Consider the following 17,814-nt stretch of genomic DNA (forward strand, 5'->3'; position numbering starts at 1 on the left):
AGTTGGGCGAACAGGGGACAACGATTGACGTGGTCGAGCGACCATCCGCCTGATCGGCGGAATCAGCCGGCTGTCAAGCAAAGGGGCCTGACCGGCCTTTCGCTTGCGGCGCTCGGCGTCGTCTACGGGGATATCGGCACCAGTCCCCTCTACGCCTTCAAGATCGCGCTGCAGGCGGCCGCGCGACCCGGCCAGGACATTGGCGCGGCGGCGGTCGGGATAGCCTCGCTGGTGATCTGGTGCCTCGTCCTGATCGTTTCAGTCAAATATGCCTTGCTGATCCTGCGCGCCGACAATCACGGCGAGGGCGGGGTGATGGCGATGCTTGCCTTGCTGGGCTCCCGCAACAGGCGGCGAGGTCGCGGACATGGCGCCCTGCTCGTGCTGGGCCTGGTCGGCGCCGCGCTGCTCTATGGCGACGGAGCGATAACACCCTCGATCTCCGTGCTGAGCGCGGTCGAAGGGCTCAAGCTTGACGCGCCCGGCCTCGAGCATGCGGTGATCCCCATAACACTCGCGATCCTGATCGCCCTTTTCCTGGCGCAGTCCAAGGGAACCGGATTCATCGGCCGGATTTTCGGCCCGATAATGTTGTGCTGGTTTGTCGCGATCGGCTTGCTGGGGTTGGTCGGCGTCGCCAGGGATCCACAGGTTCTCAAGGCGCTGCTGCCATCCGAGGCGGTCGGGTTCGTGGCGCATGCGCCACTCGCTGTCAGCTTCGGCGTTCTGGGCGCAGCGTTCCTGGCGGTCACCGGCGGCGAGGACCTTCCTGGCGGCGCTGGTGGCGATCAGATGGGGATACAATCCGACACTGGTCGTGCTGTTGAACGGCATGTTCATGCTGGTCGATCTCATCTTTCTTTCGGCCAACGCCCTGAAGCTGCTCGAGGGCGGGTGGTTCCCGCTGCTTATCGCCGGGGCCATCGCCTTCCTCATGCTGACATGGCGCAGCGGCCTCGAGCTTCTTGAGGCAGCGCGCGCCGAACGGCGTCTCGATGAAAAACGATTCATCGCCGCCCTTGAGGACAAGGCCGTCTGCCGGGTGCCCGGCACCGCCGCGTTTCTTTCCGCCGCGAGGACGGGCATCCCGCTGTCGCTTTCGATCCACCTCAGACACAACAAGGCATTGCAGGAGCGCGTCCTGCTCGTCTCGGTGGTTGTCGAAGAAATCCCGGTGATGGACGCCGACGACCGGGCTGTGGTCTCCGAATTGACGTCCGGTTTTGAGAGCGTCATCCTCAGGTTCGGATTTATGGAGATGCCCGACATACCGGGCGCGCTGGCAAAGGCGCGGGTGTGCGTTTCTCCGCACGAACTGCTGCAGACCAGCTATTATATTGGCCGCGAGACCGTAATTCCCGATGCGAATGTTCCAGGCATGTGGCGCTGGCGGGAAGCCATTTTCATGTGGATGCAGCGCAACTCGGCAACGACCGGCGCCTCGTTCGGCATCCCGTCCGGACAACTCGTCGAAATCGGGACCGAGATAAGAATCTAGCTTTACGCCCGGGAGCCCTGAAGCTCCGTCGAAACAGGAGGTACGGAGATGGCTGAGAAATATCGTTGGACGGATCCGGCCATGACGACGGTAGCCCGCGCGCCGGATGACCCGAACAACCAGGTTTCGATGGATGCGGCAGGCAACAAACCGCCCAAGGACATCCTGAATCTGGCGAACATCAGGCGGTCGAAGCTGCCGGGGGGAGACAATTCTCCGGAGTGGGTCCTCTACGGCGACAAGACGGGAGACGAATGACGCTCCTCCCGTCGGTCCCGTTGCTTCGAAGTCGGTGGACGCTGGCGACACTTGAAACCGGATCGCACAGTCATTGCCGCATGTATTGCAGGTAGATGAAGTGGCCGCTGCCGATGCGGCATTCCTCATGCGCGGATTGCTCAGGGTTGTCAGGACAAATTGTCCGTCGCGGCCGGACATTTTGATCATGCTCGCCACGACTGTATCGACAATCGGTTGATATCGCTGCCGTTCGGGATTGGCACGTGCATTGCTTATGCATTGTTGTGGTTGCCGCAAATGGAAGCGCGAGCGCCCGTGACGGCCCGTCGGCCATAATCGGTGCTCACGCGGAATCCGCGCGATCAGCAGGAAGCGGTCGGCTGCCGATCGGCCGTCAAATGTGAGGTGTCTGAAACCCGGGGCCGTCCTGTGTGACAGCGGAAAGCGAGGAGCGCAGACGCGAAAAACCCGGACGCGAAAACAAAGGGGAGGTTTCTATGACGAATGCCTATCAAGCTTCCACGCTGCCAGGAGCGTTCGCCGAGGCGCGCGCAAGGTGGGGATGGTTTCTCGTCCTCGGAATCATCTTTGTCGTCTTGGGCGCGATTGCGGTGAGCAATCTGCTGTTCGCGACGATCGTGACGGTCTACTATGTCGGCATGCTGATGATCGTCGCCGGCGTTGCGCAGATCGTCCAGTCCATGCGGGTCAAGAGTTGGGGAGGCTTCTTCCTCTGGCTCCTTAGCGGTCTGCTCTATGCCGTCGCTGGCGTCATGACCTTCGCGAATCCGCTGCTTGTATCGGCCATACTCACCTTACTGCTGGCGTTGTTGACGATCGCGTCAGGACTTATGCGCTTGTGGCTCGGATTCCAGGCGAAATCCGAACAGGGTTGGGGCTGGATCGTTGCCTCCGGCGTCGTGACGACGATCGCGGGGCTGGTCTTGGTGCTGGGCTGGCCGGTCAACAGCCTGTGGCTGCTGGGCTTGGTCCTCTCGATCGACCTGGTCTTCCAAGGCCTTACGCTGATCGGGCTGAGCCTGCGTCTCAGAACGGCGGCCTAGCTCGTCGGGGGCCTGGTCCCGCCTCGGTTGGAGTAGTGGCCAATAGCGGCGGATCGCCGATGATCGAGCGAACCTGCGGACGTCCAGTCAAATCCGGAAGAGCGTATTCTGCGAGAAGAATGACATGACCAAGAAGCACAAATCCGATGGCAACGATCCCCGGACCGGCAAGGCGCCTGCGCATGAACCGGCCGAGCGCACCGGCACTGGAGCCGCTGTTGATCGGTCCGACAGCGCCGCCAAGGACCCAGTGGGCGATCAAGACGCGCAGTCTGCGCTCGCCAGGCTTGAAGCGGAGAACGTCGAGCTGAAAGACCGCTTGCTGCGCGCTCTGGCGGAGGTGGAAAATGTGCGCCGCCGCGCAGATCGGGATATCAACGACATGCGCCAGTATGCAGTCGCGAAATTCGCCGGCGACATGCTTGGCGTGGCCGACAATATGGAACGCGCCATCGCCAGCGTCCCCGACGAGGCCCGCAAGATTGACGCGGCCGTCAAGACGCTGATCCTTGGTGTGGAGCTCACCGAAAAGGGGATGCTTCAGGCACTGGAGAAGCATGGCGTCAAGAAGCTAGTCCCCGTGGGGGAGCGCTTCGATCCGAACTTCCATGAGGCGTTGTTTGAGCTGCCCGACCTCTCTGTGCCGGCAGGCACCATCACCAAGGTCGTGGAGCCTGGGTATACTATCGGATCACGACCGCTGCGCCCGGCCAAGGTTGGCATTGCGACGGGCGCTCCCCCGGTAGGCATGCCGCTCCCTGGCAATCAGGAATAAACCCAAAAGAGGCGCTGGCCGGCCAAGGGTGCCGCCACAGATATCATTGTTCGGTTGACGAGCGAGGAGGACGTCGTGTCTTACAAGAAGATTCAGACCAAAGGTGCGTACACCGATTTCACCATCAGAGACGCCGACATCGATAAGACCTTCGATCCTCTCAAAGGGCGCGGCAAGCCGAGCGAAAAATGGGTCCTCGGTTTGGTCAATATAACCAATGAGGTTTATTCATTTGCATCCGTAGCTGGTCCGGACGGCAACTATGGGAAGTGGTTCGAAATCTCAGAGACGGGCAACAACTGCGAAACAAATTATGACGAGTGCATCGGCAATGGCCAATGGAGCGCGATCCTGGCCGTGCCCAGCAACTCGCCCCCGTTCAGCATCCGAATAGCGACTCGGCCCAACCAATTCGACAAGGCGACTGGAACTGAGTTCTTCGGGATCACCCCCAACAAGACGCACGAAGGAGGGATCATCGGAATCTCCTGAAGGCGCGAGGGTGTTCTTCAGGCGGCTGACAGAGGTCGGCGGCGGACACATTGTCCAGCATGAAGGAGACATTTTGTCCGAGCCGGTACGAGCTTGAACCGTAAGCCATTGAATTCGCCGCATATCGAAATTGGCATGTCAGTTGCTGTCGGATTGGTGAGGACAATCAGAGCAAACAAGCAAACCAGACAAGGAGCGCAGCGGTGTCCAAAGTCATCGGAATCGACCTGGGAACGACGAATTCCTGTGTTGCCGTAATGGAGGGCAAGAATGCCCGCATTATCGAGAACTCGGAGGGCGCGCGCACCACGCCTTCCATCGTTGCCTTCACAAGCGACGGTGAACGCCTTGTCGGTCAGCCCGCCCGTAGGCAGGCAGTGACCAATCCTACCAACACGATTTTTGCGGTGAAGCGGCTGATCGGCCGCCGTTTCGACGATCCGATCGTCGAAAAGGACAAGGCGCTTGTTCCCTACAAGATCGTCAAGGCCCCGAATGGCGACGCCTGGATCGAGGCCGAGGGCAAGACTTATTCGCCGTCGCAAATATCGGCGTTCATCCTGCAGAAGATGAAGGAAACGGCAGAGGCCAATCTCGGCGAAAAGGTGACCAAGGCAGTCGTCACCGTACCGGCTTACTTTAATGACGCGCAGCGCCAGGCGACGAAAGATGCCGGCAAAATTGCGGGCCTGGAAGTGCTGCGCATCATCAACGAGCCCACCGCGGCGGCATTGGCTTATGGCCTCGACAAGAAGAAGCTGGCCAAGATCGCGGTATATGATCTCGGCGGCGGCACGTTCGACATTTCCATCCTCGACATTGGTGACGGCGTGTTCGAGGTCAAATCCACTAACGGAGACACGTTCCTTGGTGGTGAGGATTTCGATATGCGTCTGCTCACCTACCTGGCGGACGAGTTTCAGAAGGAAGCAGGGATCGATCTGAAGAAGGACAAGCTCGCGCTGCAGCGGTTGAAGGAGGCGGCGGAGAAAGCAAAGATCGAGCTTTCGACTTCCACTCAGACTGAAGTGAATTTGCCGTTCATCACTGCGGATGCCACAGGGCCTAAGCATCTCCAGGTCAAGATAACCCGCGCAAAGTTCGAGTCCCTGGTCGAGGATCTTATTCAACGGACGATCGAACCATGCCTGAGTGCGTTGAAGGATGCCGACATAGCGGCAAAGGACATCGACGAGGTGGTGCTGGTCGGCGGCATGACCAGAATGCCGAAGGTTCAGGAGGTCGTTCAGAAGATCTTCGGCAAGGAACCGCACAAGGGCGTCAACCCGGATGAGGTGGTGGCGGTCGGCGCGGCCATCCAGGCCGGCGTGCTTCAAGGCGACATCAAGGACGTTCTGCTGCTCGACGTGACCCCGTTGTCGCTCGGCATCGAAACCCTGGGCGGCGTCTTCACCCGTCTCATCGAGCGCAACACGACTGTGCCGGCGAAAAAGAGCCAGGTGTTCTCGACGGCCGAGGACAACCAGAGCGCCGTCACCATCCGCGTTTTCCAGGGCGAGCGCGAAATGGCGGCTGACAACAAGATGCTGGGGCAGTTCGATCTGATGGGCATTCCCCCAGCTCCGCGCGGCATGCCGCAGATCGAGGTCACCTTTGACATCGACGCCAACGGCATCGTCAACGTCTCGGCCAAGGACAAGGGCACCGGCAAGGAGCAGCGGATCCAGATCCAGGCGTCGGGCGGCCTCTCGGAAGCGGATATCGACAGGATGGTCAAGGACGCGGAGACCCATGCCGCGGAAGACAAGAAGCGCAAGGAGACCGTCGAAGCCAAGAATTCCGCCGAGGCACTCATACACGAAACGGAGAAGTCGCTGGCCGAGCACGGCTCGAAGCTCTCGGATTCGGATCGCGGCGAAATCGAGAATGCCATGGCCAACCTTCGCGAGGCGGTGAAGGTCGACGAGGGGCCGATGATAAGCGCCAAGGCGGGCGTCCTGCAGCAACGTGCTATGAAACTCGCCGAAGCCGCTCAGTCTGCGTCGCAAGCGTCGACTGATTCCGGTTCGGCCCATGCAGACAACGACGATGGCGTTGTCGATGCCGAATTCACGGAAGTCGAGGACGACGATAAAAAGTAGGCAGCGACGCTGCGAGGAAGCGGAACTCAGAATGTGCACCGTGCCGGTCTAGGCGCCGGTGTGGGGAGCCAAGCGCATCGCGCCCGCGTAGTGGGTGTGGTGCTAGCTTTTACCAGCCCTATCAGGAGGGAATGTCGGCCATGAAGACATCGGACCGCAATACGCGCGTGACCGTCACGCGAAATGGCCCATACTTGGTGACGGGCGATCTCAGCCTTTGCGAGCAGACCATCGGAACCGACTCCGACGGTGAATCGGAAGAGTGGATCGAGAAGATATTGCCGTCGCCCGGTCCAAAGTTTGCGCTATGCCGATGCGGGCATTCGAACAACAAGCCGTTCTGCGATGGCTCGCACGCCAGGGTTGGCTTTATCGGCACCGAGGTCGCTGCTCGGACGATGTATCTTGACCAGGCGGAGGCGTTCGACGGCCCGTTCCTGGCTCTTCTCGACGTCGAAAGCTTGTGCGCGTTTGCCCGGTTTTGTGATCCGAAGGGGCAGGTCTGGAGCCAGGTTGCCAAAACCGACGATCCGGAGGTTCGCGCCACCTTCATCCGGCAGGTTCAAAACTGTCCGTCGGGGCGCCTCGTCGTCTGGGATAAGGCTCGCGGGTCGGCCATCGAGCCGGAGCTTGCGCCCTCGATCGGTCTCATCGAAGATCCTGCGGAAGGTTGCAGCGGTCCGCTCTGGCTGCGCGGTGGAATTGCTGTAGTTTCGGCTGACGGAGAGGAATACGAGGTACGCAATCGAATGACGTTGTGCCGGTGCGGAGGATCCAGGAACAAGCCTTTTTGCGATGGTACTCATGCCGCAATCAAGTTTCGGGCGAAATAGAATGCGCATGTCGGCACCGTCGGGTGGGGTTGTGGTCGCAAGTTTCGCAATCGACAAAGCCTTCCGGAGCAAGCTGTGAGGAATCCCTACGAAGTTCTCGGTGTCGCCGCCACGGCTTCCGCTGCCGAGATACAAGGCGCATACCGCAAGCTTGCCAAGAAGCTGCATCCGGACCTCAATCCTGGCGACAAGGCGGCAGAGGAAAAGTTCAAGGAGGTCGCGGGCGCCTATGACCTGCTCAGCGACATCGAGAAGCGCAAGCGTTTCGACAACGGCGAAATCGACGCCTCCGGAGCCGAGCGGCCGCAGCACAATTTCTACCGGGACTACGCGTCATCGGATCAGGGACATCCCTATGCCGATGCTTCCGGCTTCGCCGACTTCATGGACACCGACGACGCGTTCGCCGAGCTTCTGCGACGCGGCCAGAGGGCAAGGGCAAATCGCCGCGGGCAGGACATGCACTATCACCTGCCGATCGATTTCGTGGAGTCGATCGCAGGCGCAAACAAGCGCCTTACGCTGCCGGACGGAAGCACGCTGGACGTGAAGATCCCGCCCGGTCTCGTGGATGGGCAGACCTTGCGTCTCAAAGGAAAAGGGGCGCCCGGAGCCGGCAAGGGTGGCCCCGGAGATGCCCTCATCGAAGTCGAGGTCCTACCGGACCGGCGGTTCACCCGTGACGGCGACGATATTTCGCTCGAAGTGCCGATCTCGCTTTCCGAGGCGGTGCTGGGCGGGCGCATCCGCGTTCCGACGCCGACCGGAGATGTCACTTTGTCGGTCCCCAAGGGGTCGAACACCGGCACGACCCTACGGCTCAAAGGCAAGGGTGCTCCGCATCGCGGCGGGGGTCACGGCGACGAGCTGGTCAAGCTCAAGGTGATGTTGCCGAAATCGACGGATCCCGAGCTCGAGGCGTTCGTGTCGAATTGGAGCAAAGGCAAGGAATTCAATCCGCGCGAGGACAGGACATGAGGATGAACAAGAAGGAGTTTCTCAAGTCCTCGGGTCTCAGAGTTCAAACGCTGGAACTTTGGCTCGAACAGCGGTGGCTTATTCCAGAGCAGACCTCGAAGGGAGCGCGGTTCGCGGATATCGATGTCGCGCGCGCTCAGCTTATCCAAGAACTGAAGAACGATTTCGGAGCCAACGATGAGGGCGTCGACGTGATCCTTCACCTCATGGATCAGCTTCACGAGATGCGCCGCGCGCTCGCACAGTTGCGTAATGACATAAAGGGGCGTTCGTTCTGAGGCGCTCCTCCCGCTTGGCCAAGGCAAATATCGCGGTCGCGGCTTTGGGAGGAGTGATCGATCAGCGGTGTGAAAGGGTCGCTTGGCCGCTTGTAGACTGATTGGCCAATGCCGGCTTCGGAAGGAGTTTGAATGTCGCAAGACCGAGCTCAAGACATCGGCGAGCCTGCCTCCGATCCGGAGTTTGGGCCGTGGCTGGCTCAGGCGTCCATCCTGGTCGTCGACGATGAACCGGGCATTCGCAACTTCCTTGTCAAGATTCTTGCGCCGCGTTGCAAGGTGATCGAGGAAGCGAAAGACGCCAAGGAGGCCTCCCGCAAGGTCGACAGCCACCATTTCGACGTCGTCATACTCGACAACATCATGCCCGAGCAGAACGGTCTTGATTGGCTGGCGCAGCAGCGTGCAATCGGATTCTTTGCCGACGTGATCCTGATGACAGCCTATGCCGACCTGGACGCGGCGATCGAAGCATTGCGCGCCGGCGTCGTCGATTTCATCCTGAAACCGTTCCGCTCAAATCAGTTGCTGAATGCGGTCGCCCGGTGCCTGGATCGCATGCGACTACAGCGCGAGAATGACGTCCTGCGGCACGAACTACGGTCGCCGTCGCACGAGATATTGCTGCGCGACAAGCTGCTCGGCAGTTCAAAAGCGATCGAGCATGTGCGCGAGACGATCGCGCGTGTTGCACCGCTGCCGACCTCGGTCCTGCTGACCGGCATGTCGGGGACGGGCAAGGAGGTGGCTGCCCGCTCTCTCCACTCTCTTTCCGATCGTTCCGACAAGCTTTTCGTGCCCATCAATTGCGGGGCAATCCCGGCAGACATGATCGAAAGCGAGCTGTTCGGTCATTTGAAGGGTGCCTTTACCAGCGCAGGCAGGGCGCGTGAGGGCCTGTTCATGCACGCCCATGGCGGCACCATTTTCCTCGATGAAATAGGCGAGCTTCCGCTCGTGCTACAGACAAAGCTGCTGCGTGTTCTCGAGGATCGTCGCGTCCGGCCGGTCGGCTCGGAACGCGAAGTTCCATTCGACGCGAGGTTCATCTTTGCCACCAACGCCAACCTTGCCAAGCGTGTTGACGCAGGCACCTTCAGAGCCGACCTCTATTTCCGCATCAACGTCATCCAGATCCATTTGCCGCGTCTGAAGGACCGTGGCAACGATGTGCTGGAATTGGCGGAGTATTTCATGCGTTCGTTTGTTTCCCAGCTTGGCATGCCCGCCGTGGCGATAAACGCTGGTGTGCGGGCTGCGCTGCTGCGCTACGATTGGCCGGGCAATATCCGCGAACTGCGAAACCTTATTGAGCGGGCAGTGATCCTTGGTGCTTTTCCGCAAGACATCGCCACGCGGGTCGATGATGAGGACGACCGGGAGGGTGCAAAGGAGAGCCTGGCCGACGTAGAGCGCAAGCACATCCTGTCGGTCCTGGATGGGGTCGGCGGCGATCGCGAGGAAGCCGCGCGGCGGCTGGGTATTTCGCGCAAGACGATCGATCGAAAATGCGCAAGCTGGAATGTTTGACGGTGCAATGCTAGCGAGCGGGAAGCGACTATCGGTGCGCGCCCGCCTGTTGGCGATCGCGCTCGTGCCGATGCTCGTCATCCTGCCGCTCCTGCTTGGCATCAGCATTTATCGCTGGAACGCCAAATTCGATGCGATTACGGTATCCAAGGTCAATGACGATCTGACGATCGCGCATCAATATCTGGCCAGGATACTCCAGAACACCGAGGACCAACTCGTCGCCATGGCTGAGTCGGCCCGATTTCAAGACCTGCTCGTCAAGGGCGACTATACCGACGGCAATTTTGCAGAGCTTCTGAAGGAGACGGCACGAAAACACGTTTTCGATTTTCTCTACGTCATCGATGATGGCGGGCATGTCGTGGCGAGCGAATACCCGATGGCTGCCGTCTCGATCCGCTGGGACTGGCCGATCGTCGTATCCGCCCTGCGCGGTCAACCGAAGACGGACATCGATGTCTTCGAGCCCGGCGAGCTTGCAGCCATATCTCCCGGACTCGCACGACGGGCACGCATCGACCTCGTCAAGACCACCGGCAGCGCCGACACCGATCGCGCGGTCGAAACGCGCGGGCTGGTCCTCCAGTCCGCGGGCCCCCTGACATTGCCCGACGGTCGCAAGGCCGCGTTGATAGGCGGCATGTTGTTGAGCCAGAACCTCGCCTTCGTCGATACGATCAACGATCTCACCTTCAGCGGGGCGGGCCTGCCCGATGGCAGCAAGGGAACCGCGACCCTGTTCCTCGGCGACGTGCGCATCAGCACCAATGTGGGTCTGTTCAAGGGCAAGCGGGCGATCGGGACACGGGTCTCGGCGGCCGTCAAGGACGCCGTCCTCGAACAGGGGCGGACATGGCTCGGCAGCGCGTTCGTCGTCGACGACTGGTACATCTCGGCCTACGAGCCGATCCTCGACAGCTTCGATCGCCGCGTCGGCATGCTTTACGTGGGATTTCTGCAGAGGCCCTTCACCGATGCCAAGTTCCAGACTTTGTTGACGATCGCGGCCGCGTTCGTACTGGCCGTGGCCGCGACGGTCCCCCTGTTCCTGACCTGGGCAAGAAGCGTCTTCAAACCACTCGAGCGCATGACCGGCACTATAGCGCGGGTGGAAAGCGGCGATCTTGCCGCGCGAACCGGGCCGATCAGGAACAAGGACGAGATCGGCCAGGTGGCACTGCATCTCAATCATCTGCTCGATCTGGTCCAGGATCGCGACGCGGAGTTGCGCCGATGGAATGAGGAGCTCAATCAGCGGGTGGAGGAGCGCGCGCTCAAGCTCCAGCAGACTGCGGCGCAGTTGGAGACGACGACCAAACAGCTCGTCATGTCGGAAAAGCTTGCCGCGATCGGCGAGATCACCGCGGGTGTTGCCCACGAGATCAATAACCCGATCGCGGTCATGCAGGGCAATCTTGAAGTGATCCGCGATCTGATGGGCCCGAATGCCGAGAGCGCAAGGACGGAATTCAGGCTGATCGACGAGCAGATGAACCGCATCAGCGAAATGGTGACCAAGCTGCTTCGGTTCGCCAAACCGCAGGAATATGCCGGCTACACCGAACATTACGCGGCGGCCAACATCGTCACCGACACGCTGCCGTTGGTCCAGCATCTGCTCAGGAAGAAGACGATACAGGTCGAGAGGGAGGACCGTGCCTCGCGCACGATCATGATGAACCGCACGGAACTTCAACAGGTCCTGGTCAACCTGATCGTGAATGCCATTCATGCCATGCCGCAAGGCGGGCGGCTCACCTTGCGGACATGCGACCGAGATTTCGATCAGCGCAAGGGCGTGGCCATCGAGGTTGCGGACACGGGCGCCGGCATGACGTCCGAGGTGATGCAGAAGGTTTTCGATCCCTTCTTCACCACCAAATCACGCGAGGGCACAGGGCTCGGCCTCTCGATCAGCCAGATGCTGACAACGCGGCAGGGCGGCAACATCGCCGTCGAGAGCGAACTCGGCAAGGGAACGACGTTTACCGTCTGGCTGCCCGAGGCAGGCTGACCGGCAGGTCGGTTCGAGACATTTTGTCCTACCCGCGCCCGACATATTGTCCGTGTCCAGCGAGAGATCCGCAATATCCGATTGATTTCATTGCGCGCCCAAACTGGCACGAGCGTTGCTCCTTGTCTGTCGGCAGATTTTTTTGTCATGGAGGAGATCATCGTGGCCTTCCGTCCATTGCATGACCGCATCCTGGTCCGTCGGCTCGGAGCGGATGAGAAGACAGCCGGCGGCATCATCATACCCGACACTGCCAAGGAGAAACCGATGGAGGGCGAGGTTGTCGGGGTTGGTCCCGGGCTCGCGATGAAACCGGCAACCGGATCAAGCCCAGCGTCGAGGTCGGCGATCGCATTCTCTTCAGCAAATGGTCTGGGACAGAGATCGTTCTCAATGGGGAAGAACTATTGATCATAAAGGAGCCAGACGTCCTGGAGGTCATCGAGGGCCGATAGAGGCCGATCGCACTGATGAAGTGCAACTGGTGGGACTGAATTTCCAACCATCGAACAATTGGTCAGGGAGAGCATCGTGGCAGTAAAAGATGTGATTTTCGATACCGACGCCCGCGACAAGATGTTGCGTGGAGTCGATGTTCTCGCCGATGCGGTGAAGGTAACTCTCGGCCCGAAGGGCCGCAACGTCATTATAGAGCGCCCTTATGGCGCCCCGCGTGTTACCAAGGACGGCGCGACCGTCGCGAAGGCCGTTGAGCTCGAAGACAAGTTCGAGAACATGGGAGCGCAGATGGTCAGCCAGGTTGCTGCGAAAACCGCAAGCACAGCGGGCGACGGCACAACGACGGCGACCCTGCTGGCGCAGGCGATCGTGCGGGAAGGGGCAAAAGCGGTCACCACGGGTGCAAATCCCATGGATATCAAGCGCGGCATCGACAAGGCGGTCGACGCTGTCGTCGATGAGCTGAAGAAAAATGCGAGGAAGGTGGTCAAGAATGACGAAATAGCCCAAATCGGAACCATTTCGGCCAATGGCGATGCCGAGATCGGCCGCTACCTCGCCGAAGCCATGGAAAAAGTCGGCAATGATGGCGTCATCACCGTCGAGGAAGCCAAGACCGCCGACACCGAGCTGGAAGTAGTCGAAGGCATGCAATTCGACCGCGGCTATCTCTCGCCCTATTTCGTCACCAACCCCGACAAGATGGTCGTCGAACTCGAGGACGCCTATATTCTGCTGTCCGAGAAGAAGATTTCCAATCTTCAGGCCATGGTCCCTTTACTGGAGGCGGTAGTGCAGTCGGGCAAACCATTGCTGATCATCGCCGAGGACGTCGAGGGGGAGGCGCTCGCAGCCCTGGTCGTCAACAAGCTGCGCGGCGGCCTGAAGATCGCGGCCGTCAAGGCACCGGGCTTCGGCGACCGCCGCAAGGCGATGCTTGAAGACATCGCAACTCTTACCGCTGGCCGGGTCGTTTCGGATGATCTCGGCATGAAACTCGAGAATGTCGAACTGGATATGCTTGGCAGGGCCAAGAACATCCTCATCGACAAGGAAAACACCACCATTGTCGGCGGCGCCGGCGACAAGGCAGCCATACAGAGCCGCGTCGCCCAGATCAAACGGCAGATCGAGGACACCACGTCCGACTACGACCGCGAGAAGCTCGAGGAGCGCCTGGCTAGGCTTGCCGGTGGCGTTGCGGTTATCCGCGTCGGTGGGACGACGGAGGTGGAGGTGAAGGAAAAGAAGGATCGCGTCGACGACGCGTTGCATGCGACCCGCGCGGCGGTCGAGGAAGGCATTCTGCCCGGTGGCGGCGTCGCGCTGCTGAAATCGGCCAAGGCGGTCGATGGCATTCATACCGACAATGACGATCAACGCCATGGCATTCAAATCGTAAGGCGAGCCCTTGAGGCGCCTATTCGCCAGATTGCGGAAAATGCCGGAGACGAAGGGTCGGTCATCGTCGGCAAAGTGCGAGCGACAGGCGACTTTGGTTATGGCTGGAATGCCCAGACCGACACCTTCGGAAATTTGTACCAGGAGGGCATTATCGATCCGCTGAAAGTGGTTCGCAGCGCCTTGCAGAATGCAGCGTCGGTCGCCGGGCTGATGATCACAACCGAAGCCATGGTGGCCGACAAGCCGGCCGAGGACGTGGCCGCATCCTCTTAGATCCGCGAGCGCCATCGACGTTGCCGTCTGCCATCGAGCAATGATGCGGTGTGCTCGACGGCAGCGCGCCCTGGACAGATCCTGTTGCCTTGAAAGGTAGCGCAATGAATGCAGAGAAATACACCGATCGAGCGAGGGGCTTCATCCAGTCTGCGCAATCACTGGCGCAGCGAGAGGGAAATCAGCAATTCACGCCCGTTCATATCCTCAAGGTCCTGCTCGATGACAGCGAGGGCCTTGCCGCCGGGTTGATCGATCGCTCGGGCGGCAATTCGCGCGCGATCCTGAACGCGACCGAGGAAGCGCTGGCGAAATTGCCGAAGGTTACGGGCGCCGGTGCGGGACAGGTGTATCTCGCGCCCGAGACCGCGCGTCTCTTTACCGCCGCGGAGCAAGCCGCGGAGAAGTCCGGCGACAGCTTCGTGACAGTGGAGCGGCTTCTGCAGGCGCTCGCGGCCGACAAGCACGGCGAGGCAGGAAAACTGCTCGCCCAGGGCGGCATCACGCCGCAACACCTCGACGCGGCAATAAATGCGCTGCGCAAGGGGCGCACCGCCGACAGCGCTTCGGCGGAGAATGCCTATGACGCGCTGAAAAAATACGCACGGGATCTCACAGCCGCTGCCCGCGCGGGCAAGCTCGATCCGGTCATCGGCCGCGACGAGGAGATCCGCCGCACGATCCAGGTGCTGTCTCGGCGTACCAAGAACAATCCCGTGCTGATCGGCGAACCGGGCGTCGGCAAGACCGCCATCGTCGAGGGATTGGCGCTGAGGATCATCAATGGCGACGTGCCGGAGAGCCTGAAGCATAAACATCTGCTTGCGCTCGACCTCGGCGCATTGATCGCCGGCGCAAAATATCGCGGCGAGTTCGAGGAGCGGCTGAAGGCGGTGCTCAACGAAGTCACCGCCGCCGCCGGCGGCATCATCCTGTTCATCGACGAGATGCACACGCTGATCGGCGCTGGAAAGACGGACGGCGCGATGGATGCATCGAACCTGCTGAAGCCGGCACTGGCGCGCGGCGAGCTGCATTGCATCGGTGCAACCACGCTCGATGAATACCGCAAACATGTCGAGAAGGACGCGGCGCTGGCGCGGCGCTTCCAGCCGGTGTTCGTCGCGCAGCCGACGGTGGAAGACACGATCTCGATCCTGCGCGGGCTCAAGGAGAAGTACGAGCTCCATCACGGGGTGCGGATCTCGGATTCAGCGCTGGTGGCGGCCGCCACGCTTTCGAACCGCTACATCACGGATCGCTTCCTCCCGGACAAAGCCATCGATCTCGTTGACGAAGCGGCCGCACGGCTCAAGATGCAGGTCGATTCCAAGACGGAGGAACTGGACTCCCTCGACCGTGAGATTGTCCGCCTCAAGATCGAGCAGGAGGCGCTGAAGAAAGAAAAGGATTTCGGCTCCAAAAGCCGTCTCCAGGCATTGGACAAGGAATTGGTCGAGCTCGAAAAGAAGTCGGCCGACCTGACATCGAAGTGGCAGGCCGAGAAGGGCAAGCTGTCCGATGCACAGAAGATGAGAGGCGACCTCGAGCAGTTCCGCACTGAGCTTGCCAATGCGCAGCGCAAGGGCGAATACCAGCGGGCAGGCGAACTTGCCTACAGTGTGATCCCGGAGCTCGAGCGTAAGCTCGCCGCCGTCGAAGCCAGTGAGAATACCTCGATCAGCGAGACGGTTACCGCCGACAGTATAGCCCAGGTGGTATCGCGCTGGACCGGCGTGCCGGTCGACAAGATGCTGGAGGGCGAGAAGGAGAAGCTTCTCCACATGGAGGAGATGATCGGCAATCGCGTCATCGGACAGGCGCAGGCCGTAAGAGCGGTATCGACGGCCGTGCGCCGTGCTCGTGCCGGCCTGCAGGATCCGAACCGACCGATAGGCTCCTTCATGTTCCTCGGGCCGACCGGCGTCGGCAAGACCGAGTTGGCCAAGGCGCTGGCGGAATTCATGTTCGACGACGAGACGGCGATGGTCCGCATCGACATGTCGGAGTTCATGGAGAAACATTCGGTCGCGCGGCTGATCGGTGCGCCTCCGGGCTATGTCGGCTATGACGAGGGCGGCGTGCTGACGGAAGCCGTGCGCCGCCGGCCCTATCAGGTCGTGCTTTTCGACGAGATCGAGAAGGCGAACCCGGATGTGTTCAACGTCCTGCTTCAGGTGCTCGACGACGGACGCCTGACCGACGGTCAGGGCCGTACGGTCGATTTCCGCAATACGCTGATCATCATGACGTCCAATATCGGCGCCGAGTATCTCGTGAACCAGCCGGAAGGTGAAAAAACGAGCGCAGTGCGCGAGCAGGTGATGGCCATGGTGCGAGCGCATTTTCGCCCGGAATTCCTCAACCGCATCGACGCCATCATCCTGTTCCACCGGCTGCAAAAGAGCGAGATGGGGCGGATCGTCGAAATTCAGTTCGCGCGTCTGCGGAAAATCCTGGACGACCGCAAGATCGAGGTTTCACTCGATGCGAAAGGGCGAAGCTGGCTCGCCGACAAGGGCTGGGATCCGGCCTATGGAGCGCGTCCGCTGAAGCGGGTGATCCAGCGCTATGTCCAGGATCCGTTGGCCGAGATGATACTGGCCGGCGACGTGCGCGACGGGTCGACGGTGAAGATCTCCGCCGGCAAGGACGGGCTGACCTTCAATGGCAAGAAGCCGGTGATCGTCGATGAGGATGAACTGGATCCGCTTTGAAGCCGGCAAGAAACGCGCCGAGACGTTTCACCACCGCTGCCGTGAAAATGACGCGGTACCACCGATTAAGAGGCTGAAGAGGAGAAATTGTGATGACGGACAAGATCAGGGAAGGCATGGAAGTAATCGGGGCCGACGGCGTGCATGTCGGCACGGTCGATCGAATGGAAGGCGACCGCATCAAGCTGAAGAAGAGCGACAGTTTCGGCGCGCATAAGGGCCATCACCATTACATCGAGATCGGCTTCGTGGCAGGCGTCGAGGGGAACAAGGTTCGCCTCTCCGCGAATGCCGACATTGCCGTGACCCTGGAGGAAGAGCCGTCGGGGCGACCAGTCCCGCTGTGACGAGCTGCCGCTGCGCCCACGATACGCGCCGCCGCATCGGCCCGCCTGGATCGTCGCGGATGCTGCCGCGCGATGCCTTCGAAGGAGATGCCCGATCATGAAGATCCTTATGGTTCTGACGTCGCACGACAAGCTCGGCGACACTGGCAAGAAGACAGGTTTCTGGCTCGAGGAACTGGCCGCGCCCTACTACGCGTTCAAGGATGCGGGAGCGGAGCTGACGCTGGCGTCGCCGAAGGGCGGACCGCCGCCGCTTGATCCGAAAAGCAGCGATCCATCCGCGCAGACCGACGCGACGCGCCGCTTCAACGCCGACGAAACCGCGAAGGCCGAACTCGCCGCGACGCGGAAGCTCGCCGATGTATCGATCGATGACCATGACGCGGTATTCTATCCGGGCGGCCATGGCCCATTGTGGGACCTCGCCGAGGACAAGCATTCGATCCAGTTGATCGAGCGCGCGCTGGGGGCCGGCAAGCCGGTCGCGGCCGTCTGCCATGCGCCAGGCGTGTTGCGCTACGCGCGGGATCCGCGGACCGGCGAACCGGTCGTGCGCGGCAAACACGCGACGGGCTTCACCGATAGCGAGGAGGCTGCAGTCGGGTTGACGAAAGTTGTGCCGTTTCTGGTCGAGGACATGCTGAAGGCCAATGGCGCTCATTTCGAGCGCGGCCCCGATTGGGCACCGTTCGCTGTAAGCGATGGGCTGCTGATCACAGGCCAGAACCCGGCGTCGTCGGAACTGGCGGCTGAGAGGCTGCTCGGCAAACTTAGGCAAAAGCCGCCGGGTGGCGCCGGCTGACGGGC

15 protein-coding genes and 2 pseudogenes are annotated in these 17,814 nt (G+C 60.9%); all 17 read left to right on the forward strand.

Annotated elements, in window-relative coordinates; genetic code table 11:
• Window positions 1-24 precede the first annotated feature (24 nt).
• Window positions 25-706: pseudogene (locus FJ934_RS28750) on the forward strand (KUP/HAK/KT family potassium transporter); the annotation flags it as partial.
• A 117-nt stretch (window positions 707-823) separates the two neighbouring features.
• On the forward strand, window positions 824-1,498 hold the full coding sequence (locus FJ934_RS28755; RefSeq protein ID WP_348642483.1) for a KUP/HAK/KT family potassium transporter: 675 nt from the start codon (window positions 824-826) through the stop codon (window positions 1,496-1,498).
• 48 nt (window positions 1,499-1,546) lie between these two features.
• Complete coding sequence (locus FJ934_RS11630) at window positions 1,547-1,756, forward strand: hypothetical protein (protein ID WP_140609771.1); 210 nt, start codon at window positions 1,547-1,549, stop codon at window positions 1,754-1,756.
• A gap of 479 nt (window positions 1,757-2,235) precedes the next feature.
• Window positions 2,236-2,802: an HdeD family acid-resistance protein gene (locus FJ934_RS11635; protein WP_140609772.1), complete on the forward strand. Its 567-nt coding sequence runs from the start codon at window positions 2,236-2,238 to the stop codon at window positions 2,800-2,802.
• Between the two features lie 124 nt (window positions 2,803-2,926).
• The gene (gene grpE, locus FJ934_RS11640) at window positions 2,927-3,577 is read left to right on the forward strand and encodes a nucleotide exchange factor GrpE (RefSeq protein WP_140609773.1); all 651 of its coding nucleotides are present in this window, start codon (window positions 2,927-2,929) and stop codon (window positions 3,575-3,577) included.
• A gap of 75 nt (window positions 3,578-3,652) precedes the next feature.
• Entirely contained in the window at window positions 3,653-4,069 is a 417-nt protein-coding gene (locus FJ934_RS11645) for a hypothetical protein (protein ID WP_140609774.1), read from the forward strand.
• Window positions 4,070-4,221: 152 nt separating this feature from the next.
• The gene (gene dnaK / locus FJ934_RS11650; protein WP_140609775.1) at window positions 4,222-6,171 is read left to right on the forward strand and encodes a molecular chaperone DnaK; all 1,950 of its coding nucleotides are present in this window, start codon (window positions 4,222-4,224) and stop codon (window positions 6,169-6,171) included.
• Between the two features lie 140 nt (window positions 6,172-6,311).
• Entirely contained in the window at window positions 6,312-7,004 is a 693-nt protein-coding gene (locus FJ934_RS11655) for a CDGSH iron-sulfur domain-containing protein (RefSeq protein ID WP_140609776.1), read from the forward strand.
• Between the two features lie 75 nt (window positions 7,005-7,079).
• Window positions 7,080-7,982: a J domain-containing protein gene (locus FJ934_RS11660; protein ID WP_140609777.1), complete on the forward strand. Its 903-nt coding sequence runs from the start codon at window positions 7,080-7,082 to the stop codon at window positions 7,980-7,982.
• A 2-nt stretch (window positions 7,983-7,984) separates the two neighbouring features.
• Complete coding sequence (locus tag FJ934_RS11665) at window positions 7,985-8,260, forward strand: chaperone modulator CbpM (RefSeq protein WP_140609778.1); 276 nt, start codon at window positions 7,985-7,987, stop codon at window positions 8,258-8,260.
• A 132-nt stretch (window positions 8,261-8,392) separates the two neighbouring features.
• Window positions 8,393-9,790 (forward strand): sigma-54 dependent transcriptional regulator, encoded by a 1,398-nt coding sequence (locus FJ934_RS11670; RefSeq protein ID WP_140609779.1) that lies wholly within the window; start codon window positions 8,393-8,395, stop codon window positions 9,788-9,790.
• Window positions 9,783-11,807: a HAMP domain-containing sensor histidine kinase gene (locus FJ934_RS11675; RefSeq protein ID WP_140609780.1), complete on the forward strand. Its 2,025-nt coding sequence runs from the start codon at window positions 9,783-9,785 to the stop codon at window positions 11,805-11,807. The genes FJ934_RS11670 and FJ934_RS11675 overlap by 8 nt, the downstream gene beginning before the upstream one ends.
• Window positions 11,808-11,954: 147 nt before the next feature.
• Window positions 11,955-12,262 (forward strand): annotated as a pseudogene (locus FJ934_RS11680) (co-chaperone GroES).
• Window positions 12,263-12,338: 76 nt separating this feature from the next.
• Window positions 12,339-13,943 carry a chaperonin GroEL gene (gene groL / locus FJ934_RS11685; protein WP_140609781.1) on the forward strand — a complete coding sequence of 535 codons (1,605 nt, stop codon included), beginning with the start codon at window positions 12,339-12,341 and terminating at the stop codon, window positions 13,941-13,943.
• A gap of 104 nt (window positions 13,944-14,047) precedes the next feature.
• The gene (clpB, locus tag FJ934_RS11690) at window positions 14,048-16,660 is read left to right on the forward strand and encodes an ATP-dependent chaperone ClpB (RefSeq protein ID WP_140609782.1); all 2,613 of its coding nucleotides are present in this window, start codon (window positions 14,048-14,050) and stop codon (window positions 16,658-16,660) included.
• Window positions 16,661-16,752: 92 nt separating this feature from the next.
• Window positions 16,753-17,007 (forward strand): DUF2171 domain-containing protein, encoded by a 255-nt coding sequence (locus FJ934_RS11695; protein WP_140609783.1) that lies wholly within the window; start codon window positions 16,753-16,755, stop codon window positions 17,005-17,007.
• Window positions 17,008-17,104: 97 nt separating this feature from the next.
• Entirely contained in the window at window positions 17,105-17,809 is a 705-nt protein-coding gene (locus tag FJ934_RS11700) for a type 1 glutamine amidotransferase domain-containing protein (protein ID WP_140609784.1), read from the forward strand.
• Window positions 17,810-17,814: the final 5 nt, after the last annotated feature.

The sequence above is a fragment of the Mesorhizobium sp. B2-4-12 genome (assembly GCF_006441575.1).
In the GTDB taxonomy this organism is placed as follows: domain Bacteria; phylum Pseudomonadota; class Alphaproteobacteria; order Rhizobiales; family Rhizobiaceae; genus Mesorhizobium.